General features: G+C 65.5%; 19 protein-coding genes and 1 other RNA gene. 7 read left to right on the top strand and 13 right to left on the bottom strand.

What is annotated here, in order from left to right:
- A complete protein-coding gene (locus E4P09_RS09475; RefSeq protein ID WP_137389381.1) occupies positions 1 to 972 on the top strand; it encodes a beta-ketoacyl-ACP synthase III in 972 nt (323 codons plus the stop codon).
- 99 nt (positions 973 to 1,071) lie between these two features.
- On the opposite strand, the gene E4P09_RS09470 is transcribed toward E4P09_RS09475, so the two are convergent.
- The gene (locus tag E4P09_RS09470) at positions 1,072 to 3,426 is read right to left on the bottom strand and encodes an ATP-dependent helicase (protein ID WP_137389380.1); all 2,355 of its coding nucleotides are present in this window, start codon (positions 3,424 to 3,426) and stop codon (positions 1,072 to 1,074) included.
- Positions 3,427 to 3,543: 117 nt separating this feature from the next.
- On the opposite strand from E4P09_RS09470, the gene clcA reads away from it, so the two are divergent.
- Positions 3,544 to 4,893, top strand: a complete 1,350-nt coding sequence (gene clcA / locus E4P09_RS09465) for a H(+)/Cl(-) exchange transporter ClcA (protein WP_137389379.1) — start codon at positions 3,544 to 3,546, stop codon at positions 4,891 to 4,893.
- A gap of 343 nt (positions 4,894 to 5,236) precedes the next feature.
- On the opposite strand, the gene E4P09_RS09460 is transcribed toward clcA, so the two are convergent.
- The 3 genes from E4P09_RS09460 to E4P09_RS09450 are packed head-to-tail and all read right to left on the bottom strand — an operon-like array spanning position 5,237 to position 8,048.
- A complete protein-coding gene (locus E4P09_RS09460; RefSeq protein WP_137389378.1) occupies positions 5,237 to 6,070 on the bottom strand; it encodes an aminotransferase class IV in 834 nt (277 codons plus the stop codon).
- Positions 6,054 to 7,538, bottom strand: a complete 1,485-nt coding sequence (gene pabB, locus E4P09_RS09455; protein WP_137389377.1) for an aminodeoxychorismate synthase component I — start codon at positions 7,536 to 7,538, stop codon at positions 6,054 to 6,056. The genes E4P09_RS09460 and pabB overlap by 17 nt, the downstream gene beginning before the upstream one ends.
- 24 nt (positions 7,539 to 7,562) lie before the next feature.
- Positions 7,563 to 8,048 carry a thioesterase family protein gene (locus E4P09_RS09450; protein ID WP_137389376.1) on the bottom strand — a complete coding sequence of 162 codons (486 nt, stop codon included), beginning with the start codon at positions 8,046 to 8,048 and terminating at the stop codon, positions 7,563 to 7,565.
- A 205-nt stretch (positions 8,049 to 8,253) separates the two neighbouring features.
- Here E4P09_RS09450 and E4P09_RS09445 point away from each other — a divergent pair, with 205 nt between their 5' ends.
- Both E4P09_RS09445 and E4P09_RS09440 read left to right on the top strand, forming a co-directional pair.
- A complete protein-coding gene (locus tag E4P09_RS09445) occupies positions 8,254 to 9,654 on the top strand; it encodes an FAD-binding oxidoreductase (protein WP_239025108.1) in 1,401 nt (466 codons plus the stop codon).
- Positions 9,655 to 9,817: 163 nt separating this feature from the next.
- On the top strand, positions 9,818 to 14,092 hold the full coding sequence (locus E4P09_RS09440; protein ID WP_137389374.1) for an AsmA family protein: 4,275 nt from the start codon (positions 9,818 to 9,820) through the stop codon (positions 14,090 to 14,092).
- Here the strand turns inward: E4P09_RS09440 and E4P09_RS09435 are convergent.
- The 6 genes from E4P09_RS09435 to E4P09_RS09410 form a co-directional block, all read right to left on the bottom strand.
- On the bottom strand, positions 14,029 to 14,316 hold the full coding sequence (locus E4P09_RS09435) for a ribbon-helix-helix domain-containing protein (protein ID WP_239025107.1): 288 nt from the start codon (positions 14,314 to 14,316) through the stop codon (positions 14,029 to 14,031). The genes E4P09_RS09440 and E4P09_RS09435 overlap by 64 nt on opposite strands.
- Complete coding sequence (gene fumC / locus E4P09_RS09430; RefSeq protein ID WP_137389373.1) at positions 14,313 to 15,704, bottom strand: class II fumarate hydratase; 1,392 nt, start codon at positions 15,702 to 15,704, stop codon at positions 14,313 to 14,315. The genes E4P09_RS09435 and fumC overlap by 4 nt, the downstream gene beginning before the upstream one ends.
- 150 nt (positions 15,705 to 15,854) lie before the next feature.
- A complete protein-coding gene (gene mepA, locus E4P09_RS09425) occupies positions 15,855 to 16,736 on the bottom strand; it encodes a penicillin-insensitive murein endopeptidase (protein WP_137389372.1) in 882 nt (293 codons plus the stop codon).
- 15 nt (positions 16,737 to 16,751) lie between these two features.
- Entirely contained in the window at positions 16,752 to 17,402 is a 651-nt protein-coding gene (locus E4P09_RS09420; RefSeq protein WP_137389371.1) for an SspB family protein, read from the bottom strand.
- Positions 17,403 to 17,565: 163 nt separating this feature from the next.
- Positions 17,566 to 17,926, bottom strand: a transfer-messenger RNA (tmRNA) gene (gene ssrA, locus E4P09_RS09415).
- A 47-nt stretch (positions 17,927 to 17,973) separates the two neighbouring features.
- Positions 17,974 to 18,489 carry a DUF4232 domain-containing protein gene (locus E4P09_RS09410; protein ID WP_170984331.1) on the bottom strand — a complete coding sequence of 172 codons (516 nt, stop codon included), beginning with the start codon at positions 18,487 to 18,489 and terminating at the stop codon, positions 17,974 to 17,976.
- A 121-nt stretch (positions 18,490 to 18,610) separates the two neighbouring features.
- Between E4P09_RS09410 and E4P09_RS09405 the strand changes: the two genes are divergently transcribed.
- Entirely contained in the window at positions 18,611 to 19,405 is a 795-nt protein-coding gene (locus E4P09_RS09405; RefSeq protein WP_137389369.1) for a thymidylate synthase, read from the top strand.
- Between the two features lie 280 nt (positions 19,406 to 19,685).
- On the opposite strand, the gene E4P09_RS09400 is transcribed toward E4P09_RS09405, so the two are convergent.
- Together E4P09_RS09400 and serB are read right to left on the bottom strand one after the other, a co-directional pair.
- The gene (locus E4P09_RS09400; protein WP_137389368.1) at positions 19,686 to 20,111 is read right to left on the bottom strand and encodes an OsmC family protein; all 426 of its coding nucleotides are present in this window, start codon (positions 20,109 to 20,111) and stop codon (positions 19,686 to 19,688) included.
- 36 nt (positions 20,112 to 20,147) lie between these two features.
- Positions 20,148 to 21,047, bottom strand: a complete 900-nt coding sequence (serB, locus tag E4P09_RS09395) for a phosphoserine phosphatase SerB (RefSeq protein WP_137389367.1) — start codon at positions 21,045 to 21,047, stop codon at positions 20,148 to 20,150.
- A 30-nt stretch (positions 21,048 to 21,077) separates the two neighbouring features.
- On the opposite strand from serB, the gene miaA reads away from it, so the two are divergent.
- Complete coding sequence (miaA, locus tag E4P09_RS09390) at positions 21,078 to 22,037, top strand: tRNA (adenosine(37)-N6)-dimethylallyltransferase MiaA (protein ID WP_137389366.1); 960 nt, start codon at positions 21,078 to 21,080, stop codon at positions 22,035 to 22,037.
- A gap of 101 nt (positions 22,038 to 22,138) precedes the next feature.
- On the opposite strand, the gene E4P09_RS09385 is transcribed toward miaA, so the two are convergent.
- Entirely contained in the window at positions 22,139 to 22,453 is a 315-nt protein-coding gene (locus E4P09_RS09385) for a HigA family addiction module antitoxin (RefSeq protein WP_137389365.1), read from the bottom strand.
- Positions 22,454 to 22,939: 486 nt separating this feature from the next.
- Between E4P09_RS09385 and E4P09_RS09380 the strand changes: the two genes are divergently transcribed.
- Positions 22,940 to 24,706, top strand: a complete 1,767-nt coding sequence (locus E4P09_RS09380) for an acetolactate synthase 3 large subunit (protein WP_137389364.1) — start codon at positions 22,940 to 22,942, stop codon at positions 24,704 to 24,706.
- Positions 24,707 to 24,744 lie beyond the last annotated feature (38 nt).

Raw genomic sequence — 24,744 nt, 5'->3', positions numbered from 1 at the left:
ATGCGGCGTGCGGTTATTCAGGGTATCGGTTCGTACCTCCCGGCCAAGGTCCTCACCAATAACGATCTCGCCCAGTTCGTGGACACGAGCGACGAGTGGATCGTCGAGCGTACCGGGATTCGCGAGCGGCGCATCGCCGCGGACGGGGAGACCACCTGCCATCTGGCGGTCGCGGCGGCACGGGCCGCCCTCGCGGATGCGGGCATCGGGGCGGACGCCATCGACCTGATCGTGCTGGCCACGTCCACCCCCGACAACACCTTTCCGGCGACCGCGACCTCGGTGCAGGCGGAACTGGGCATGACACGCGGGGCGGCCTTCGACGTGCAGGCGGTGTGCTCCGGCTTCGTCTATGCCCTGTCCGTGGCGGACGCGATGGTGCGGGCCGGCGGCGCCGAGCGTGCGCTGGTGATCGGCGCGGAGACCTTCTCGCGCATCCTCGACTGGTCGGACCGTACCACCTGCGTGCTGTTCGGCGACGGGGCCGGCGCCGTGGTGCTGGAGGCGCAGGAGGGCCAAGGCAGCGTTGCGGATCGCGGCGTGCTCGCCACCCGGCTGCATTCCGACGGGCGGCACAAGGACAAGCTCTATGTGGATGGCGGCCCTTCCAGCACGCAGACCGTGGGTCATTTGCGCATGGAGGGCAAAGAGGTGTTCAAGCACGCGGTGATCAACATCGCCAGCGTGATGGGCGAGACCCTCGCGGATGCGGGTCTTACGGCCGAGGATGTGGACTGGGTGGTGCCGCACCAGGCCAACAAGCGCATTCTCGACAGCACCGCCAAGCGGTTCGGCATTCCCGAAAGCAAGGTGGTGCTCACCGTGGATGTGCACGGCAACACCTCGGCCGCCTCCATACCGCTGGCGCTGGACGTGGCCGTGAAGGACGGGCGCATCCGCCGGGGCGACCTGGTGCTGATGGAGGCCATGGGCGGCGGCTTCACCTGGGGGGCGGCGCTGGTGCGCTGGTAGTAGCCACCCCGCAGGGCACTGGCCTTCCCTTGTGGCCCTGGATCACCGGCTCAAGGCCGGTGATGACGATCACTGAAAAACCGTCATGGGCCGGCTTGACTAGACCCGCTCGACGAAGCTCGCCAGCACCCGTTTTTCCCCGGCCTCGTCGAAGTCGATGGTCAGCTTGTTGCCGTCGACGCCGGTGACGGTGCCCTCGCCGAATTTGCCATGCAGCACGCGCTCGCCGCGGCTGAAACGCACGGCGTCCGCATCCTCGCGGGCGACAAGCTCGCCTTCAATGAAATGGGGGGCGGAGCGCACGGACTGGCCGCTGTCATAGGCCTGGCGGGCCCGCTTCCAGCCGGGGGTCGCATAGTCGGTCTGGTAGGGATTCATGGTGTCGAACCGACTCTCGCCGAAGGCCCAGCCGCGGCCATACGAACTGTAATTCGAGGAGGAGCGCTCGATCTCGACATCGTCCTCCGGCAGCTCGTCGACGAAACGCGAGGGTAGGGCGCTTTGCCATAGGGCGTGCACGCGCCGGTTCTGGGCGAAGGAGATGGTGCAGAACTTGCGCGCCCGGGTGATGCCGACATAGGCGAGGCGCCGTTCCTCCTCCAGGCCGGCGCGGCCGTTCTCGTCCAGCGAGCGCTGATGGGGGAAAAGCCCTTCCTCCCAGCCCGGCAGGAATACGGTGTCGAATTCCAGCCCCTTGGCCGAGTGCAGGGTCATGATGCTGACCTTGTCGTCGGAGGCCTGGTTGTCGGCGTCCATCACCAGGGCGATGTGCTCGAGGAAGCCGTTCATGGTCTCGAACTCGCCCATGGAGCGCACCAGCTCCTTCAGATTTTCCAGCCGCCCGGGCGCCTCGGGGCTGCGGTCGTTCTGCCACATCTCGGTATAGCCGGACTCATCCAGCACCATCTCGGCCAGGTCGGTATGGGGCATGCCGTCGAGCAGGGAGCACCAGCGGCGGAAGCTCTGGATGAGCTGCTTCAAGGCCGTCCGCGCCTTGGCGGGCAGCTCGTCGGTGTCGACCATCATCTCGGCCGCGCGGAACAGCGACGTTCCTTGCGCGCGGGCCACTTCATGCACCTTCTTGACGCTGGAATCGCCGATGCCCCGCTTGGGGACGTTCACGATGCGCTCGAAGGCGAGGTCGTTGTCGGGCTGGGCCGTCACCTTGAGATAGGCGAGCGCGTCGCGGATCTCCTGCCGCTCATAGAAACGCGGGCCGCCCACCACCTTGTAGGGGAGCCCTAAGGTGATGAAGCGGTCCTCGAATTCGCGCATCTGGAAGGACGCACGCACCAGGATGGCCATTTCGTTATAGGACTGGCCGCGAGCATGGGCCGCCTCGATGTCTTCGCCGATGGCGCGGGCTTCCTCCTCCGCATCCCAGTGGCCGCGCACCACCACCTTCTCACCAGTGGCGACGTCGGTGTGCAGGGTCTTGCCGAGCCGGCCTTCGTTATGGGCGATGAGGGCCGAGGCGGCGGCGAGGATGTGGGGCGTGGAGCGGTAGTTGCGCTCCAGCCGGATGACCTTGGCGCCCGGAAAGTCCTTCTCGAAGCGCAGGATGTTATCCACCTCCGCCCCGCGCCAGCCATAGATCGACTGGTCGTCATCGCCCACGCAGCAGATGTTCCTGTGCCCCTGGGCCAAGAGCCTCAGCCAGAGATACTGGGCGACGTTTGTGTCCTGGTATTCGTCCACCAGCATGTATTTGAACTTGCGCTGAAAGGACTGCAGCACCTCGTGATTGTCCTGGAACAGGCGCAGGGGCTCCAGCAGCAGGTCGCCGAAGTCGCAGGCGTTCAACACCTTCATGCGCGCCTGGTAGTCGCCATAGAGCTCAGCACCGCGGCCATTGGCATAGGCGTGGGATTCGCCCGCCGGCACCCGGTCGGGGGTGAGCCCACGGTTCTTCCAGCTGTCGATGAGGCTGGCGAGGTGACGGGCCGGCCAGCGCTTCTCGTCAATGTCGGCGGCGGCGATCACCTGCTTGAGCAGCCGGATCTGATCGTCGGTGTCCAGGATCGAGAAGTCTGGGCGCAGGCCCACGAGCTCGGCATGCCGCCTCAAGACCTTGACGCCGATGGAGTGGAAGGTGCCGAGCCACTGCATGCCTTCGACCACGCCGCCAATGAGCAGGCCGATGCGGTCCTTCATCTCGCGGGCTGCCTTGTTGGTGAAGGTCACCGCCAGGATCTGGCCGGGAAAGGCACGGCCGGTGGCCAGGATATGGGCAAGGCGGGTAGTGAGCACCCGGGTTTTGCCGGTGCCGGCGCCGGCCAGAACCAGAACCGGACCGTCGAGCGCTTCCACCGCCTCACGCTGCTCGGGGTTGAGGGCGGTCAAATAGGGCGCATCGCCCATGGGCCGCGCCATGGCCCGCGCGGCGATGCCGCCAGCCGATGGCGGCGGCACCTCGTCGTCGAAATCCGAGAGGTCCATGGGGCGCGGCGTCATCGGTCTGTATCCAGAGAAGAGGTCATGCAGCCTATATAGCACCGCTTGCGGATGATTCGACCCGTTGATCCCGCGAGTCGCGGATGATAGGTCCCCTGCAGATGTGCAGCATTGAGGATGCGGGGACCGGTGGAGGAGACCGAGCAACAGCAGCGACGTGGCCAAGCCAAGTATATGGGACTGGCGGCGCTGGTGGGACTGGTGGTCGGCGTGCTCGGCACCGTGTTTCATTTGGGCATCGATTGGCTGATCCAGTGGCCACAGTGGCTGGGCACGGTCGTCGGCGGGCCATGGCTGGTGGTATCGGCAGCGCTGGTCACGATGGCGATTACGGTGCTGTGCGTGTTTCTGGTGAAGCGCTATGCGCCGGAAGCAGGCGGCAGTGGCGTGCAGGAATTGGAGGGCGCGCTCGAAGGCTTGCGCGAGGTGCACTGGCGCCGGGTGCTGCCGGTGAAGTTCCTTGCCGGGTTACTGTCGATTTCCTCAGGGCTGGTGCTGGGCCGCGAAGGACCGACCATACATATCGGCGCCTCGGTTGCGGCAGCGCTTGCCGAATGGTCGCGCATCATCGATTTCGAGCGTCGCGGACTGCTTGCCGCGGGCGCCGCCGCCGGCCTTGCCTGCGCGTTCAATGCGCCGCTGGCGGCGGTGCTGTTCGTGATCGAGGAGACGCACCGGCAGTTTCCCTACACGTTCCGCACCTATATGGGCGTGATCGTCGCGTCCTGCCTGTCGGCCGTGGTGCTGCAAAATTTGACCAGCCCGGCGCCGGACCTCGACATCATGGTGCACGCGGTGCCGCTGTGGAGCCTGCCCGGCTTCCTGGTGCTGGGAGGGCTGCTCGGGCTGGTTGGCGTCGCGCTCAATGCCGGCCTGCTTGCGGCGTCGGATTTCGCGGCCGCCTGCGAGAAGCGCCTGCCTTATGCCTATCCGGCGGTGATCGGGCTCATGATCGGCATGCTGTTCGTGCTGGCGCCCTGGGCGGTTGGGGGCGGCGAGGCGGTGATCGAGGAACTAGCAAGCCACAATCCGGGGTTCTGGGTTCTGCTCGGGCTGGCGCTGCTGCGGTTCCTCACCACCGTCACCAGCTATTCTACCGGCGTGCCGGGCGGCATCTTCGCGCCGATCCTGACGCTGGCCACATGCGTGGGCCTTGCTTTCGGCGGGCTGGCCAATGGGCTCGGATCGGATTTCGCCATTGCGCCGACAGCCTTCGCGGTGGCGGCCATGGGCGGGCTGTTCACCGCGAGCGTGCGGGCGCCGATCGTGGGCGTGGCGCTGGCGATCGAGCTGACCGGCTCCTACACCTTGCTGCTGCCGGTGATGATCACGGCCGTGACCGCGAACCTGTTCGCCCATTGGGCCGGAGGGCGGCCGATCTACGAGCAGCTGCTGGAACGCACCTTGCGCAAGGCCGGGATCGACCCGCGCGTCGCCACCTCGCGCGAGCCGATCGGGCTGGGGTGATCGTAAGTTGCTGATTCAAGCCCTCAGGCTTGTCATGTCGGCTTGACCGGGCCTGTGGCTCTGTCTTCCCCTTTGGCCCTGGATTGCCGCGTCAAGCGCGGCAATGACGGAAATAGCTGATCTTTCTCCAAAACCGCCACGGCAAGGGCGTTCCGCTTGGCCCTGGATTGCCGCGTCGAGCGCGGCAATGACGGAAATAGCTGATCTTTCTCCAAAACCGCCACGGCAAGGGCGTTCCGCTTGGCCCTGGATTGCCGCGTCGAGCGCGGCAATGACGGAAATAGCTTATCTTTCTCCAAAACCGCCACGGCAAGGGCGTTCCGCTTGGCCCTGGATTGCCGCGTCAAGCGCGGCAATGGCGTGAATGGCCAGGGAAGGGGATAGCCGCGGCGAGTTGCCGTGCAACAGGCCCCGCGGCGCCGGCTCCGATCGGCTTTTCATCGAGCCTCACCACCGAGCGCAGGCCGAGGCTGTTGCTCAGGATGATCTCGTCGGCTGCGGCGAGGTCGGCGGGGTCAAGCGAGCGTTCCTGTCCTCCGTGGCGCGCGATGATCTCACCCCTGACGATGCCCGGCAGCACGCCGTCGCTCACGGGCGGGGTCAGCAGCTTACCCTGACGCATGACGAACAGGTTCGCGGCGGAGGCGCAGGCGGCGAGCCCGGCACTGTTCAGCAGGATGGCTTCCTGCCCGCCCTGCTCCTGCGCCTCGATAAGCGCCAGGATGCTGTCGAGATAGCCCAGCGCCTTCACGCGCGAGAGGGGCGAGTGCTCGTTGCGGCGGGTGGAGCGGGCGATGATCGCCGCAATCTCGGTCGGCCGGCTTGCCCAGGGGCTGGCCGTGATGATCACGCCGGGCCGGGGCGGGTCGGCCGGCAAGAGGCCGCGGGGACCTTGGCCACGGGTTATCGTGAGGCGGAGCGAGCCTTCGCGCAAGTTATTGACGGCCACCAAGGCATGAATACGGTCTGCCAGATCTTGGTCAGGCAAGGCCAGCGGCAGGCGCAGGGCCGCAAGCCCTTGGCGCAAACGGGCAAGATGCGCCTCCAGCCGCAACACCCGGCCCTCATGCACCGCCATGGTCTCGAACAGGCCGTCGCCGAGGGTGAAGCCGCGGTCGGCCACCGGCACGGAGGCCTCCGCCGCGGGAACGATGCGGCCGTCAATCGAGATCTGCATGGTCAGGCTGGCCGGAGGTGATTTGCACGGCCTCGATCATGGCGCGGGCCTTGACCAGGCTTTCCTCGTATTCTTCTTCGGGATCGCTGTCGGCCACGATGCCGCCACCGGCCTGGATGATGACCTGACTATCGGCAACGACGGGCGAGCGAATGAGGATGCTCGAATCCATGTTGCCGGAAAAGCCGAGCCAGAAGGCCGAGCCACAATAGGGGCCGCGAGGCGCGACCTCCAGCTCGGCGATGATCTCCATGGCCCTGATCTTCGGGGCACCGGTGATGGAACCGCCGGGAAAGGCGGCCCGCAGCAGGTCGATAGCGTCGTGCTCGGGCCTGAGCCGGCCTTCCACCACCGACACCAGGTGATGCACGGCCGGAAAGCTCTCCAGCCCGAACAGGGTTGGCACCTTGACCGAGCCGGGCAGGCACACACGAGAGAGATCATTGCGCATGAGGTCAACGATCATCAGGTTCTCGGCCCGGTCCTTCTCGCTGGCGATGAGCTCACGGGCGAGGGCCTCGTCCTCCGTCGCATCCCGTCCGCGCGGGCGGGTGCCCTTGATCGGGCGGGTCTCGATATGTCCGAAGCCGTCGAGCTTGAGGAAACGCTCGGGCGAGACCGACAGCAGGGCGGTGTCCGGATCGATGTTGAGATAGACGGAGAATGGCGCGCGGCTACGCTCGCGCAGGCGCCGGTAGAGGTCGAACGGCGCGAGCCCGGAGGGAAGGGGCGCCATGAAGCGTTGGGTGAAGTTCGCCTGATAAATGTCTCCAGCGAGAATATAATCCTTCACGCGGGCAATTCGCTGGAGATAGTCTTCGCGAGGCAGTTCGGCCCTGACGGTGGCGCGCGCAGCGGTGTTGAGGCTGGGCAGTGCCTCCGCCAGCGCAAGCGCACCCTCGAGCCAGTCGGCGCGCTGCTCCGCCCGTCGGCGCCGCTCGGCATCGCCGCGCGCGGGCAGGCCCGAGGAGATGATCCAGGCCCGACGCTCCATACAGTCGAAGGCGGCGATCACGTCATAGAGGCCCACTGCCATGTCGGGGCAGGCAAGCCCTTGACCATTGGGGCCGGGCACGTGTTCCAGATGCCGGTTGAGCTCATAACCGAGCAGGCCGGCGGCGCCGCCCTGGAAAGGGGGTAGACCGTCGCGCAGCGACACCATCCGATAGGGACGGACAGCATTCGCCAGCACATCCCAAGGATTGGCCTGGCAGCGCCTGACCTCGGCGCCTGTGGTCACCGTGACCCGGTCGCCGGCCGCACGCACGGTGGCGAAAGGCGATGCGCAGATATAGGCATAGCGGCTGCGCGCCGCTTCCACCGCGGGGCAGTCGAACAGCAGCGCCATCGGCTGGTCGGCGAACGAGGCAAAGGCGGTCAGAGGGTCACGATATGGAATAGGGCGGACGAGCGGCTGCACCGATCGGCTCTCGATGCCAGCTGATCTTGCCAGTGCAGCAACCGTCATCCCTCTGTCCTCGGTGGCGGCGCGTCAGGCCTTGCGCGGTATGCCAATCACATGGCCGACCTGCGGGGGTATCGGCAAGTCGGCATGAGCCTCGCGCATGGCTTTGATGCGGGCCAGCACGTCATCCGGAAAAGGCGCGCTCTTCTTCAAGTTCATGTCCACGTGCAGGGATATCTGCTCGGAGGTGGCCGACAGGAACCCTTCCTCGGCATGGTACATCTCCTGGAAGATATGGCAGCGCTTCGCGTCATAATCCAGAAGCTGCAGGGTGACCCTGACCGGTGCATCAACCATGAGCTCACGGAGATAAGTGATGTGGACCTCCAGGGTGTAGAACGAGGCGTTCTTTTGCTTGACGTAGTCGGGACCAAGGCCGAACAAGGCGAAGGCCTCGTCGGTGCAGCGGTCGAACAGCACGCTGTAATAGGCCATGTTGAGATGGCCGTTATAATCAATCCACTGCGGCTCGACCCGCATGACTGTCGATTCGAAGGGTGCGCTGAACTTCATGGATTTCCTGGTGTCCCCGAGATCATCTGGCTGCCCGGCGCCGCCGCAAACGAACGGGCGTGGCCGGGCCCAAAGCCATAGCAGACGATGGCAACTGTGCAAGACCGGTTGCGGGTGGCTGCGGCATCGCGTTTCCCATGCGGGGCATGATGCTGCGGAGAGATGGTCTGCTCGGCGGAAAACGTAACTCAGGAGGATGCCCAGCATGGGTGAGCCTGCCAGAACGAGGTCAGCTGCCGGGGTCGCCCAGACGATTGCGGCGCTGCGGGACTTATTGGGGGAACGGCTGTCGACCGCCGAGGCGGTGCGCGACCAGCATGGGCGCGACCAGACGTGGAATGCGGCCGGCCTGCCGGATGCGGTCGCCTTCGTGGAGAGCACGGAGGAGGTGCAGGCCATCGTGAGGGCCTGCGCGGCGACGAACACCCCGGTGATCGCCTATGGCACGGGCACCTCGCTCGAAGGCCATATCACAGCGCCGGATGGTGGAATTTCCATAGATCTCACGCGGATGAATCGGATTCTTGAGGTCAATACTCAGGATCTGGACTGCCGGGTGCAGGCCGGCGTGACCCGCAAGGCGCTAAACGAGCATCTGCGCGATACCGGTCTGTTCTTCCCGATCGATCCGGGGGCGGATGCCAGCATTGGCGGCATGGCCGCGACCCGCGCGTCCGGCACCAATGCGGTGCGCTATGGCACGATGCGGGAGAACGTGCTGAACCTCACGGCGGTGATGGCCAGTGGCGAGGTGATCCACACCGCGCGGCGCGCGCGGAAGTCCGCCGCGGGCTACGATCTCACCCGCGTGCTGGTCGGCTCCGAGGGCACGCTCGGCATCATCACCGAGGTGACGCTGAGGCTCTACGGAATTCCCGAATCCATTTCGGCCGGGGTTTGCCCCTTCGACAGCCTGGAAGGGGCGTGCCAGGCGGTGATCCAGACGATCCAGCTGGGTCTGCCGGTGGCGCGGATCGAGCTTCTGGACGCGGATCAGGTGCGGGTGTGCAATGCCTATTCCGAGCTCGGGCTGGCCGAGGTTCCGACCCTGTTCCTGGAGTTCCACGGCACGCCGGCCGGCACGCGCGAGCAGAGCGAGCTGTTCGCGGAGATCGCGGCGGCCAATGGCGGGGGAACCTTTGCCTGGGCGACGCACCAGGAGGACCGCAGCCGGCTGTGGCAGGCGCGGCACGACGTGTTCTGGGCCGGGCGCGCGTATTTGCCAGGGAAATCCGTGTTGGCAACAGACGTGTGCGTGCCGATCTCGCGCCTGGCGGACTGCGTGATCGACACCAAGCGCGACCTGGAGGCGCACGGGATGTTCGGACCGATCGTCGGGCATGTGGGCGACGGCAATTTCCACGTGATGGTGTTCTGCGACATGGACGATCCGGACGATGTGAAGCGCGTGAAGGCATTCACTGAACGGCTGGCGTTGCGGGCATTGGCCATGGAGGGCACCTGCACCGGCGAGCACGGGGTCGGGCGCGGCAAAATGAAGTTCCTCGAGGCCGAGCATGGGCCGGCCCTGGCCTATATGCGGGCGCTCAAGCGTGCTTTCGACCCGCAGAATATCCTCAATCCCGGGAAAATCGTCGCGCTATAGTGGGCTGTGCGCGTCGGCCGAACAGCATATGATGGAGGTGGTAGCCGGCGGGGGTGTTGATTATCTTCGGTTGAAATGCCATTTAGCCGCGGGCGATCGTGCCCGCGAGGACCTGTGGTCGCAGTGAGCAAACCATGCCTGTGCGCCGACGGAAACAGCGACGATGAAGTCCCCATTGCTCTGGGCCGGCATCCTGGCGATCTTCGTGCTGACCGCGGCATTGATCGCGCCCTACTTCATCGACTGGAACCTCTATCGCGACCGGATCGAGGACTATGGCAGCCGGGTGACCGGCCGCCAGGTGACGGTCGGCGGCAACATCGCGCTGCGCGTGCTGCCCATTCCGCTGCTGTCGATCGAGGACGTGACGGTGTCGGGCGAGCCGGAGGCGGGGCCGTCGCGCTTGCTGCACATTCAGCAGCTGGAAGCGCGCCTGTCCATTCCCGCGCTGCTGCGGGGCCAGTTCGCCATCACCGATGCGCGGCTGGTCTCACCGGTCATGACCCTGGAGCGCACCGCAGACGGGCGGCTGATCCTGCCGATATCCGACAAGGGCCACATAGACCCGCAGATGCCGGTCGACGACATCATGCTGGACAACGTGGCGATCAGCGACGGCACGCTGCTCCTGAACGACCAGCGGCGCGACACCACGATCCGGTTCGACCATGTCGCCATGGATCTGTCGGCCAAGACGCTGGCGGGGCCGTATCGCATGAGCGGCACGGCGGATTATGCCGAGCGCAAGTTCCACTTCACCATCAACACGTCGCGGCCGCGGGGCGACGGCCCGATCGCGCTCGCGCTGCGCGCTGCTCCGGCTTCGGGCGCCGGACTGAGCTTCGCCTTCAGCGGCGAGCTCAAGGAAGGCAATGACGAGCAGCCGCTGACCGGTACGCTGACGGTGGAACGGCTGGTGCCGAAATCGGAACCGGGCGGAGTGCCGGCGAAGAGCGACAGGGGGCCACCGCCGGGGCCGTTCTTCCTGCGCGCCAATCTTCTCGGCAGCTTCGAGCAGGTGACCTTGACGGGCATCGAAATCGCGCTTGGAGATCGCAACGACGTTTCCCGCCTGATCAAGGGTACGGCCGCCATTGCCCTGGGCGAGAAGCCGGTCGTCACCGCCAGCTTGGAGGCGAACCGGGTCGCGCTGGCGAGCCTGACGGACCGACGCCGGATCCCGCTCGACCGGGATGGCATTCTCGACGCGCTGCAGCAGCTGGTGGGGGAGCTGCCGGACGGGCTCTCCGCGCGGGTCGGTGTCAAGACGACGTTTTTCGAGCTTGCCCATTCGACCATCGAAAACCTGATCCTGGTGGTGGATGCGAACAGGGATGGGATCGAGATCCGGCGTCTCTCCGGCGTTGCGCCCGGACGGGTGCGCTTGATGCTGGCGGGGCGCTATGATCGGGGCGGTGAGCGGTTCACGGGGCAGTTCGAGCTTGCCGGCCAGGATCTCGCGACTTTCCTGGCCTGGGCGCGTGTGGACGAGACGGCGCCTCCCCAAAACCCGGCCGATGCGGCAGCCGCCAGCATCCCGTCCGAAACGCCGGACGTGCCGGTGCCGGTCGAGGCGCGGGGCGGGTTCGCCCTCGGACGGAGCGACCTTGCTTTGACCGACGTCGCCTATACGGTCGACGACGCGTCGGGCACGGGCTCGCTGGTGGTAAGCAGCGGCGAGCGGCCGCAATGGCTGCTGAAGCTCGCGGCCGATCACATCGACCTCGACGACATCGCGCCGGAGCAATACGGGCTGGCGCGGTTCGCCGAGCCGGAGGGAGCTGGGGGCCTGGCCTCATTGCCGGCGATTCTGGCGGGCGTGGACCGGGCGTGGCTCAAGACGGTGGATGCCACCTTGGACCTTGCGATCGACCGGGCTCGCTACCGCGGCATCGACCTCGCGGGGGTCAAGGCCAACGTGGCGCTCAGGGCCGGGGATCTCCATGTCGGAACGCTGCACATTGCCGATCTCTCGGGTGCGAAGCTCGCCGTCTCGGGCGAGGTGCGCAATGTCGCGGAAAGCCCGGAAGGGGCGGTCGCGCTCACCCTCGATGCACCGGATCCACAGCCGGTGGCGCGCCTGCTCGAAGAGGCGATCGGGCGCAAGCGAGAGAAGGACGAGGCGACAGGTTCCTCCTGGTCGGATCTGTTGGCGCGTGTGGGGCCCACCGTGCTCGACGCCCGCATCGATGCAGCAGCCAAGCCGGGGCGCAGCGCGATCAATCTCGCCGTGACCGGCACGGCCGGCACCACCAAGATCGCGTTCGACGGCCGTTATGCCGGCGAACCGGGGGCGATCGACAAGGGCGGGTTCGCCGTCGACGCCAAACTGGACAACGGGAGTGCCGCGGCGCTGCTGGCACAGTTACCGGTCCCACTGCCGGCGCCGGATCGTGCCGACGGGCCGGCAAGCGTGCGCCTGCACGCGGAAGGGGCCACGAACGCGGATGTGAAGCTGACGGTGCATGGATCGTTGCTGGACAGCGAGAGCACGGCCAACATCACGTTTCGCCGGGGCGAGCAGCGCTCGTTTGACGGGCGGGTGTCCGTGTCGTCGCTCGATCCGGTCAAGCTGGCTGGCGTGCTGGGCCTCGACCGGCAGACGAGCGAGCCTGCTCCGTCCGGGATGATGCCGACCCTGCCGGAGCTGATGCTGACGGCCAATCTGCGCGGAGCCGAGGACAGCGTGACCGTGGACGAGCTCAAGCTCAGGTTGGGAGCGGAGAATGCGACCGGCACCTTGAGCCTCCAGAGAGGACCGCACCCCAAGCTGGACGGGGACCTGGTATTCTCTCGGCTGTCGGCGCCCTGGGCGCTTGGCACAGCGCTGCTCTCGCCGGGCGCGGGCGACATCGCTGGGCTCACCATCGGGCTGGATGACGCGGATCTGTGGTCTGCCCAGCCATTCGCCTTGAGCCGCCTCCGCAGCCTTGCGACCGATCTCGCGGTCAAGGTCGATCGGCTGGACCTGACGGAGACGCTGCCGCTGAGCAATGCACGGTTTCGCATTCTGACCGGAGATGGCAAGCTCACCGTGGCCGATGCCAATGCCGAGCTCTATGGCGCTCCGGTAGCCTTGGACCTCGCGGCCGAGGCGGCGGGCATGGAGCTGAACGTGCGCGGGACGGCCCGCGTCGAGCAACTGCCCCTGGCGGCCGTTCTGAGCTTCGCCCAGGGGCAGCCGGCCGCCGACGGCGCGCTGGATCTCGACCTGCGGTTCTCCGGCAGCGGGCGCAGCCCAGCCGGCATCATCGCCAATCTCAAAGGCGAGGGCCGCTACGCGCTGCGCGAGCCGGTCGTCAGGGCGTTCGACCCGCGGGCTCTGACCGAACGGTTCAAGGCCGTCACCACGGTCGAGGAGCTCGATCAAGCCATCGCCACCGCGTTCAGTTCCGGCCAGATGGCCTTTGCCGGAGGCGCAGCGCCGGTTTTCCTGAGCGAAGGCGTGATCCGCTTCGAGCCGATCCCGGTTGCCGGCGATGCGGCGAAAGGAGAGCTGCGCAGCTATTTCGATCTTGCCAGCGGCGGACTCGACAGCGCGTTCACGCTGCGGCTGACGGAGCTCGAAGGCCAGCCGAAGCTCGACATTGCCCTGAGCGGCATGCCGGACGCGCTGTCGCGCAGCTATGACGTGGCTGCCTTGCGCTCGGATCTGACGGTGCGGGTTCTGCGAGAGAATATCGAGCGGCTGGAGGCGCTGCAGCGGGAGCAGGAACGGCTGCAGAGGGAACAGGAGGCGGCGCGCAAGCAGGAAGAGGAGCGCCGCGCGGCGGAGGAGGCTGCCCGCCAGGCCGAAGAGGCACGCAAGGCTGAGGAAGCCCGGAAGGTTGAGCAAGCCCGGCAAGCCGAGGAAGCGCGCAAGGCCGAGGAAGCGCGGCAAGCCGAGGAGGCGCGGCAAGCGGAAGAGGCGAGAAAGGCCGCGGAGGCACGCCGCCTCGAAGAGGAGCGGCAGGCCGAAATCGCCCGCCGGCAAGCTGAAGAGCAGGCGCGTCGCGCGGCAGAGCAGCGCGCAGGGGCCAACGCGGCGCCTGCTCAAGCTGCGCCGCCTGCCCAAGCTGCGCCGCCGGCCGCACCGGAGGTCGAGGTTGCTCCCTTGCCGCTGGCCCCGGTACCTTGGATCGAAAAGCCCTTATCGCCCGATGACACCACCTCGCGCCTGCCCCTCAGGCGGCCAACGGTCCGAACGACGCCGGCTGAAACAGAGCCAAGACGCAGCACGGTCCCGGCGCGACGCACGATCCGCGCACAGGATGCGCCGGCATCTCCGATCTGGCGAAGGCAGCGCCCGCAGCAGGCGCAGCGAATCCTGGAGCGGCGGAGCACGCGGCGTCCCGAGGCGCACAAGCAAGCGGCAGAAGACGAGGCCGAACGGGGTCAGTCCATATTGCCGTCGGCCGGGTTCAGCGATCCCAACCGGTTCACATACTGGCCGAGGTAACGCAGGGCGAAAACGCGCGCGGCGCTCGACAGGCCGCGACGTCCGCGCTGACCGTCGATCTCGGTAATCAACCGGTTGAGAGTGATCTTCCTCTCGTCGGCGATCGCCCGAAGCGCCGCCCAGAATTCCGGCTCCAGCGACAGGCTGGTCGGGTGGCCGGCGACGATGACCGACCGTTTCGACGGCCGATCATCAGAGCGCTCTGGGGGCAGCTCCAGCTTCAATTGGGACCGATCATATCGGCGGGACGCACGATCTGATCGAACTCCTCGGGGCTGACATAGCCGAGCCTCAGCGCCTCCTCGCGCAGGGTGGTCCCGTTCTTGTGGGCCGCCTTGGCTATCTCGGTGGCACGGTCATAGCCGATCTTGGGCGCCAAGGCCGTGACCAACATGAGCGAGCGCTCCATGAGCTCCTCGATGCGGCGGCGGTTCGGCTCGATTCCGACCACGCAATTATCGGTGAAACTCCTGGCGGCTTCAGCGAGGAGCCGGATGGACTGGAGCACATTGAACACCATCACCGGCTTGAACACGTTGAGCTCGAAATTGCCCTGGGAGCCAGCAATGCTGACGGTCACGTTATTGCCCATGACCTGGCAGCACACCATGGTGAGCGCCTCGCATTGGGTGGGGTTAACCTTGCCCGGCATGATGGACGAGCCGGGCTCGTTTTCCGGCAAGTGCAGCTCGCCAAGGCCGGAGCGCGGGCCCGAGCCGAGCAAGCGGATATCCTGCGCGATCTTGAACAGGCTGGCAGCGACAACGTTGAGCTGGCCGGAGATCTCGACCATGCTGTCATGGCTCGCCAGCGCCTCGAACTTGTTCGGCGCCGTCACGAAGGGCAAGCCGGTGATCTCGGCGACATGGCGGGCAAAGGTCTCGGCAAAGCCTCTTTTCGCGTTGAGACCGGTGCCGACCGCGGTGCCGCCTTGCGCTAGCCAATAAAGCCGCGGCAGGGCCGATTTCACACGGTCGATGCCGTAGGCGACCTGGGCCGCATAGCCGGAGAACTCCTGCCCGAGCGTGAGGGGTGTTGCATCCTGCAGGTGGGTGCGCCCGATCTTGATGATGTCGGCCCAGGCCGCGACCTTCTCATCGAGCGCTCTCTTGAGATGCTCGAGCGCGGGAATGAGCGAATGGTGGATCTCCTCGGTGACGGCAATATGCATGGCCGTGGGGAAGGTGTCGTTCGAGGATTGCGAGCGGTTGACGTGATCGTTGGGATGCACCGGGCTCTTCGAGCCCATCTTGCCGCCCAGGATCTCGATCGCCCGGTTCGAGATCACCTCGTTGGCGTTCATGTTGGTCTGGGTGCCGGATCCGGTTTGCCAGACAACCAGGGGAAAATGGTCGTCGAGTTTGCCGGCGATGACTTCGTCGGCGGCGGCGACGATGGCCTTGCCGATCCCGGGATCGAGATTGCCCAGCTCCATATTGGTGCGGGCGGCGGCCTGTTTGATGATGCCGAGGGCGCGGATCAGCGGTGTTTGCATGGTCTCGCCGCCGATTTTGAAATTGCCGAGGGAGCGCTGGGTCTGAGCGCCCCAGTATTTATCTGCGGGAACTTCGAGCGGGCCGAAGGAATCCGTTTCAGTGCGTGTCTGGGTCATGAATCGCCAATCGTCTTTCGCAAGGAGCCGGGCCGTGTGGAATCGCTATCCTGCTCTTGAGCGTGATCTTTTCCGAAAACCGGTTGCCACTTTTCGGGATCACGCTCTAGCACGTGGCCATGCGCTTGAAAACCGGCCGTGACGACCGCGTCAAGGTGCCCTGAGCACGGCCGTGCAGCCACGAGGCAGATCGGAGAGCAGCAGCGGTTTCGGCGGGACGGGCGGCGTCTTCTTGTCCGGCGGCGCATAGGGCTTGTCCGACAGCCACCAGGCGAGGGTCTCGTCGCAGCCATCGCCAGGCGGTGGCGGTGCCTGATCCTTGCAGCCCATGGCGCCCACGGGGCATTTCAGCCGCACGTGGAAATGATAGTTGTGGCCGTAGATCGGGCGCACCTTGTTCAGCCACGCACGGTCGGCACCGGCCCAGGCGCACAGCGTCTTCTTTATGGCGGGATGGACGAAGATACGGCCGACCTGGGGGTAGGAGGCGGCCAGCTTGATCAGCCGCGCATGATCAGCGCTCCAGATGTTGGGGTTGATCTCGGAGCGGCTGGCGATGACGGAGGTGGCGCTCAACTCCTCGCGCTCCTCCGCCGTGAAGCGGCGCCTCGGTGCCGGATCGAGCCAGATGTCCACGTCGAGGCCGATCTGGTGGCTGGCATGACCGGTGAGCATGGGGCCGCCACGGGGCTGCGACATATCGCCGACAAGCAGGCCGGGCCAGCCGATCTTCTGCCGGGCGTCCTTGGCGAACCTCTGGATAAAGGCAACGAGCGCCGGGTGGCCCCAGTGGCGGTTGCGCGAGAGGCGCATGCCCTGCCAGTTCGGACCATCGCTCGGCAATTGCACGGCGCCGGCGAGACATCCCTTGGCGTAGGAGCCGAGCGGTGCCGAGGGCAGGTGTGCCGGCTGGTCCGCCGTGCCGAACAGCTGCTTAGCGGGCACGGGCTCTTGAGCGGAGGCTGCATGCACGAGCGAAAACGCAACCAACCACGAAGCCGCGACCAGCGCGGCGAGCCCTGCTGTCTTCATGAAAATCTCTGCAAGCTATTTTTTCCGGAACATGTCGAGCTTCACGACCTTGGCTTCATCGGGCTGGTCGTCCCCCTTGTCAGCGGCCGCCTGTTTGCCTTTCTTGGCCGATGTCCTTTCCGGTGCCAGAGACGAGGCGGACTTCTTGCCCCCCGAACTCGACGGAGCGGGCGGCGCCGTTTCTCCGCTGGCATTCGACCGGCCCGCCCGGCCCACCCCTTCGCGGCCCCCGGAGCCGCTTGGCGGCAAAAGCCCCATGGGTGCGACGGCGCCGGCATCCTCGTCGCTCGCATTGGCGTTCTGATTGGCCTGGATCACCTCGAACTGCAAGCCGAACTGCACCGAGGGGTCAAAGAAACCCTTGATGGCCGCAAAGGGAATGGCCAGGCGTTCCGGAATATTGTCGAAGGACAGGTCGACCTCGAACCGGTCGTCGGAGACTTCGAGGCCCCAGAACTGGTGCTGGAGCACGATGGTCATCTCCTCCGGGTATTTCTTGCGCAGCCGTTCCGAGATCCGCACACCGGAATGGTTGGTGTCGAAGGCGATGAAAAAATGATGGTCGCCCGGCAGACCCGTACGAGCAGCGCGCTTCAACGCAGCCCGGACGACGCCGCGCAAGGCGTCCTGGGCCATCAGGTCATAGCGCATCAGATCTTCGGCCATATTTCCTCTTGCCTGATCGGTTCGGCAACAACCGCCGCGCCTGCAGCGACCCCCGAGATCATATACTCGGAATGCGAATTATCCGTTCCATGATACTGCGAGACCGGCTGTCAAGCTACGGCTAGCAGGTCACCATAGGATAGAGGAAGAAGAACAAAAAGGGAATGGGGGCTTCTGTTGCCAGGTGCCCACCGGACCCCGCCTTGACTTGCTACAGCCAAGGGCTTTGATTTCGGTGCTTAAGCTGCGTTACGCAGCCTGGGCAACCGGAGCATAGTTGTCGTTGGCAACTATAATTTTAGCCCGATAACGGCGGTACCATGCCGGGTGAAAGATAGCCCTTTACACTCTCGTCGATCCTATTTCACCCCCAGCAGATGCCGCCGCGCGGCAGCGGCATGTGGTGGAGGTGCCGGGTACCGCCCCCGGGTCCGATGAGCTTATTGCGGCTTCCGTTTATCACCATAGTCGGCCCTAGAGCCGACAGGGGTAATATAGGGAGATTGGCGCGCGATGAGAAGGCCCATGCGGGCAATTCTCCATCCGTTTCGGGCGGCCCGCTTTCCGGATGCTATTCGAGTGGGCTCGCGCCCGGATTGATCTGGGTCACGCGCACCGGGCCGCCGCAGGCGGTGAAGCTGCCGGCGAAGGTGGCGGGCATGCTGGTGCCGGGCAGGGTCGCGCGCAGCTCGACCGCGTTGCGGCAATCGGCGCTGCCGCCTCCGGTGGGGAATTCCACCGCAAAGAAGGCCTCGCCACCGGGCGGCACGGTCACCGGTCCTGCGCTGTCCTCGGCCGAAACCACCGCGCTGGCGGTGGTTTCCTCTACGGGCATGTCCTGCACCGGCTGGCCTTTCGGGTCAAGCAGCTCGACCCGCGGGTGGCCGTCGAGCGTGCAGGGCTTCGCGCCGATATTGGTGATCTTGTAGGCAAAGGCGTTCTTGCCCTCGCCCGCATCCTGGCCGCCGCTGTCGATCTTCAGATTGAGACCGGAGCAGGGGCCGGCCGGCGCCTGGTCCTGGGCTCGCGCGCCGGCGGTCACGGCCGCGACGATGCCAAGAGCAAGGGCAATCGGTATGGCTCGCATGGATGCCTCCAATCCTCGGGCCAAATTCATGTACACAACCGTGGTGGGCGGCTGCGAAACGTTCCCAGAATCAATATATTCATCAGGAAATCGTTGCGGCGGGAGGCCGCCGGAGAACGGAATGAGACAGTATCACGAGCTGGTTGCCCGCATTCTGGCGCAGGGGACGCGCAAGTCCGACCGCACGGGGACCGGCACGCTTTCGGTGTTCGGCCATATGATGCGCTTCAATCTGGCCGAGGGCTTTCCACTGCTGACCACCAAGCGGCTGCACGTGAAATCCATCATCCACGAGCTTTTGTGGTTCATCCGCGGCGACACCAATATCGGCTATCTCAAGCAGCACGGGGTGCGGATCTGGGACGAATGGGCCGATGCCAATGGCGATCTCGGCCCGATCTACGGCAGGCAGTGGCGCTCATGGGGGGCGCCGGACGGGAAGGCGATCGACCAGCTCGGCCAAGTCGTTGCCGAGCTGCGCAGCAATCCGGATTCCCGCCGCCATATCGTGTGTGCGTGGAACGTGGCCGATCTCGACAAAATGGCGCTGGCGCCGTGCCACTGCCTGTTCCAGTTCTATGTCGCGCAGGGCCGACTCTCCTGCCTGCTCTACCAGCGCTCGGCGGACGTGTTCCTCGGCGTGCCGTTCAACATCGCCTCCTATGCGCTGTTGACCCACATGGTGGCGCAGGTGACCGGCCTCAAGCCTGGCGAGTTTATCCACAGCTTCGGCGATGCGCACCTTTATCTGAACCATCTGGAGCAGGCGCGCGAGCTGCTGCGGCGGGAGCCGCTGCCCCTGCCGAAGCTGGTGATCAAGCGCAACGTCACCTCGATCGACGACTTCGCTTACGACGATTTCGAGATCGTGGGCTATGAGGCCCACCCCCATATCGCCGCGCCGGTGGCGGTCTAGAGCGGGATGACGTATCATTGACTCGCCATCCCGCTCTAAGCCTTTGCTTGAGCATGATCTTTTCCGAAAACCGGTCTCCACTTTTCGGGATCATGCTCTAAGCGCAACATCAGCAATTTACGTCACCGCTGGGCCCCGACCCGGCGGTCCAGGGCGCAGGAGGAAAGCTTATCCAGCGCGCGCCCTGGATGGCCCGGTCGAGCCGGCCATGGCGGATTGAGAAGCAACATCAACTGCTTACGGACAGCAGTGCATACAGCGCGGCAATGACGTGGATACCTCACTTATTCAGCGTCCAGTCCAAGGTGATCTCGGCGTTCAGCAACTTGGAGATGGGGCAGCCTTTTTCCGCCTTTTCCGCAAGCTCCTTGAACTTGGGCTCGTCGATGCCCGGCACCTTGGCATCCAGCTTGAGCTTGGAGGAAGAAACCTTGAACCCCTCGCCCTCCGGCACGAGCTCGACAGCGGCTTCCGTCGTCAGCTCGTCGGCGGTGAAGCCGGCGCCCTGCAGCTGGAACGCCAGGGCCATGGTGAAGCAGCCGGCATGGGCGGCCGCGATCAGCTCCTCCGGGTTGGTGCCGGGGCCGTTTTCAAACCGCGAACGGAACCCGTAGGGGGTTTGCGACAGCACGCCCGATCCCGAGGAGAGGTGGCCGGTTCCATCCTTGCCGCTTCCGGACCAGACAGCTTTGGCTTTGCGGATCATGAATAACTCCTTTTGCTCGGGTTGCGCCGGGGACATTTAACTCCGAAATTCGGCGTCTGTATAACCCTGGAGATAGAGAAGCGCGGTCAGATCGCCATGATCGATGCGCACGGCGGCCGCATCGCGCGCCTTTGGCTTGGCATGGAAGGCGACGCCGAGCCCCGCGGCCTCAAGCATCGGGATGTCGTTGGCGCCATCGCCCACGGTGAGCGCGTCGGCCAAGGCAATCCCCGCGGATGCGCACAGCTCGCGCAGCGCCGCGAGCTTGGCGTCGCGGCCGAGAATCGGCGTGCCCACCTCGCCCGTGAGCACCTCGTTTTCCACAACCAGCGTGTTGCCGTGATGGTGATCGAAGCCGACGATCTCGGCCACGTGCGCGGTGAAGGCGGTAAACCCGCCGGAAACGAGGGCCGTGCGTGCGCCGTGGGCCCGCATGGTCTGCACCAGCTGGCGGCCGCCGGGGGTGAAGGTGATCCTTTCCCTGATCACACGGGTTATGGCGTCGCTGGCCAGGCCCTTGAGCATGGCGACCCGCGCCTCAAGGGCTTCCTCGAAGGCGAGCTCGCCGCGCATGGCGCGCTCGGTGATCGCGCTGATCTTGTCGCCCACGCCGGCCAGGACGGCCAGCTCGTCAATGCATTCCTGGCCGATGATGGTGGAATCCATGTCGGCCACCAGCAGCGCCTTGCGCCGGTTTGCAGCGGGAATGACAGCAACGTCGATAGGGGCGGGGCCGAGCCTCTGACGGAGCTCGTCTTCAACCCGGCGGTGGTCGGACGCGGGCAGGGGAAGCGACCATTCGCAGGCCTTGCCCGGGCTCAGCCACCGCGCCGGCTGCGCGAGGCCTAGGGGCCGGCGGACCGCCTCGATCTCACCCTGCGCGATCACCGGTGCACCAGGCAAGCCACTTGCAATCAGAAGAAGGACGGTGTCCATGCGGTCCACGACGTAAAGAGGTGGTGAGCGATGCCGCAAGCCGAGCGGCCGAATTCGGGCGAAAGCCAGCGGCGGGTGGTCCTTATCGCAGGACCGACCGCCAGCGGCAAGTCCGCGCTCGCCCTGGCGCTGGCCCAGCGGACGGATGGGGTGGTGATCAATGCGGACGCCATGCAGGTCTATCGCGACCTCGCCATCCTTACGTCGCGACCTTCGCCGGAAGATATGGCTACGGCGCCCCATCGCCTCTATGGCCACGTGCAGGCGGAGGAGACCTATTCAGCAGCACGCTGGCTGGCCGAGGCCGAAGCGGCGATTTCCACGGCCTGGGACGAGGAACGGCTTCCCGTTGTAGTCGGCGGGACGGGGCTCTATTTCCGCGCGCTGGAGCAGGGGCTGGCCGAAATCCCGCCCATTCCGGACGCGATCCGCCGCAAATGGCGCGAGGCTCTCGCAGAACAGGGCAGCGCAGCTCTCCATGTTGTTCTTGCGGCCCGCGACCCGGAGACGGCCGCCGCCCTTCGGCCCAGCGACGGCCAGCGGGTCGTGCGGGCACTCGAGGTGCTGGATGCGACCGGCACGGGCCTTTCCCGGTGGCAGGCGCGCGGGCACGGAGCCCGGCTGCTGCAAGCGGCTCGTGTCACGCGCCTGATCCTGAGCCCGGACCGTCAGCGGCTCTACGCGACGATCGACCGCCGGTTCGCGCAAATGATCGACGCCGGCGCGTTGGACGAAGTGCGGGCACTCATTACGCGCCGTCTTGATCCGTCCCTGCCGGCGATGAAGGCGATCGGCGTGGCGGAGCTTGCCGATGTGGTGGAGGGCCGACTGGCGCTCGATGAGGCGATCCGCATGGCGCAGCAACGAACCCGCCGCTACGCCAAGCGGCAGATGACCTGGTTCCGCAACCAAATGGCGGCGTGGCGGACGGGCGACCCGCAAGACCCACGGCTGCTGGACATGCTCCTGGCGGAGCTTGCAGGCCGATGAGCCTCACGGCATGAGAAGAATGGCGTAGCGCCGCTTGGAAGCGGGTAGCCGCGACCAGCGGCGCTAACGCACTGAAGATGGCCTGACCGCGTCGACCAAGGTCATGCCGCGGCGTCGGCGTTCATTTCGGCTGCCCGGTTGGCCGCCTTGAGCTTCATGGTTCGGGCTGCATGCCAGAGATCATAGTCCCGCTGCAGGTTCAGCCAGAATTCCGGCCTGTTCCTGCAAAGCCGGGCCAGCTTGAGAGCCATTTCCGGGGTCACCGAATAGCGCTCGCCGAGCAGCCCGTACAGCAGGGTCCGGGAGATCTGCAGACGACGGGCCATGGCACTCTTGGTCAGCCCGATATCGGGAAGCACCTTTTCCCTAAGAACAGCGCCGGGATGGGGCGGCGGGCAAGCCTTGTCAACTTTCATTGTGAACTCCTCGCGTGATCAACATGCTCGACAACTGGTGGGGCAGCCTTGGGAACGCATGGCAACACCCTTGGACGCATTGCACGCCAGACGAAAGTTTCTGGTGCGCGCACGCTACGATTGTGTGTTCGGCATGCCACTGCTCGATTCCGAATCGCGTCGCGGCAAGCGTTACGATTACAATTTACATTATCATGTTATCTATTCCTACACCTTGAGGTAGAAAATCCACGTAAATGAACAATGAAGCGCGCGCGAGGAATAGATGGACGGGCAGGGATCAGCGCTTGACCGGCTGCTCCGGTCCCGCTATCGTCCGCCACCAGTTTCAAAGCCGTCGGACTGAACGGATGACCGGACTCATTCTCGTAGTAGGATCGCGCACGCCCCGGCCAGCAAGCAGCTGAGCCGAAATCCGGAGCGTGCGCGACAAGGGCCCTCGAGGCCCTTTTTTATTTGGCCCGACGAAAGAACGTGGAGCTTGCCATGACCCAGGAAATGACCGGGGCTGAAATCGTCATAAGAACCCTGATCGACCAGGGTGTCGAACATATCTTCGGCTATCCCGGCGGCGCCGTGCTACCGATCTATGACGAGCTGTTTCAGCAGGACAAGCTTCGCCACATCCTGGTGCGGCACGAGCAAGGCGCGGCACACGCGGCGGAAGGCTATGCCCGCTCGACGGGCAAGGTGGGCTGCGTGCTGGTAACCTCGGGGCCCGGCGCCACCAACACCGTGACCGGCTTGACCGATGCCCTCATGGACTCGATCCCGCTGGTCGTGATCACCGGACAGGTGCCGACCCACCTGATCGGCAGCGATGCGTTCCAGGAATGCGACACGGTCGGCATCACGAGGCCTTGCACCAAGCACAACTGGCTGGTGCGCGACGTGAACGACCTTGCCCGGGTCCTGCACGAGGCCTTCTATGTGGCCCGTTCGGGCCGTCCGGGCCCCGTGGTGGTCGACATTCCGAAGGACGTGCAGTTCGCCAAAGGCCGCTACACCGGCCCGTCGAACGTGGCGCACAAGACCTACCGGCCGCGGGTCAAAGGAGATCTCGGCAAGATCCGCGAGGCCGTGGACGTCATGGCTGCCGCAAAGCGCCCGGTGTTCTACACCGGCGGCGGTGTGGTGAATTCCGGCCCCGCGGCCAGCCGGCTCTTGCGGGAATTCGCGCGGATGACCGGCTTTCCCTTGACGTCGACATTGATGGGGCTGGGCGCCTTCCCCGCCTCGAGCCCGCAATGGCTGGGCATGCTCGGCATGCATGGGACATACGAGGCGAACATGGCCATGCACGATTGCGACGTCATGATCTGCCTGGGCGCGCGTTTCGACGACCGCATCACCGGCAGGCTCGACGCGTTCTCGCCGAACAGCATCAAGATCCACGTGGATATCGATCCCTCCTCAATCAACAAGAACGTGCCGGTGCAGATCCCGATCGTCGGCGACTGCGCCCATGTGCTGGAGGACATGATCCGGATCTGGAAGTCCAAGGCGGCCATCTCCGACCGGCAGGCGCTCAAGGACTGGTGGGCGACGATCGATGGATGGCGCGCCAAGGACTGCCTGAAATATCGCTACAACGACGAATTGATCATGCCGCAATATGCGATCGAGCGGCTTTACACCCTGACCAGGGACCGCGACACCTACATCACCACCGAGGTGGGGCAGCACCAGATGTGGGCAGCGCAGTTCTACCGCTTCGAGGAGCCCAACCGCTGGATGACCAGCGGCGGGCTCGGCACCATGGGCTACGGCCTTCCCGCGGCGATCGGCGTGCAGATGGCCCATCCGAACGCGCTGGTGATCGATATCGCGGGCGATGCTTCGGTGCTGATGAACATGCAGGAGATGTCGACGGCCATCCAGTACGGACTGCCGATCAAGATCTTCATCCTGAACAACCAGTACATGGGCATGGTGCGGCAGTGGCAGGAGCTGCTGCACGGCAACCGGCTGTCACACAGCTATACGGAGTCCCTGCCGGATTTCGTGAAGCTGGCGGATGCCTTCGGCTGCCACGGGATCCGCGCCACCAAGCCGTCGGAACTCGACGATGCGATCCGCGAGATGATCGAGGTGGAACGGCCCGTGCTGTTCGACTGCCGGGTGGCGAGCCTTGCCAATTGCTTCCCGATGATCCCGTCGGGCAAGGCGCATAACGAGATGCTGCTCGGCCAGGACGTGGCCGATGATCTCGGAGAGGTCGAGGTGTCCGAGGAAGGGCGGATGATGGTGTGACGCGGGGGCCAGATTGCGCCCGGTCACGCTGAAAGAGG

The organism is Rhodoligotrophos defluvii (assembly GCF_005281615.1).
Lineage (GTDB): Bacteria > Pseudomonadota > Alphaproteobacteria > Rhizobiales > Im1 > Rhodoligotrophos > Rhodoligotrophos defluvii.
The sequence above is the reverse complement of the archived record's forward strand: the minus strand, read 5'-3'. Positions and strand labels throughout refer to the sequence as shown.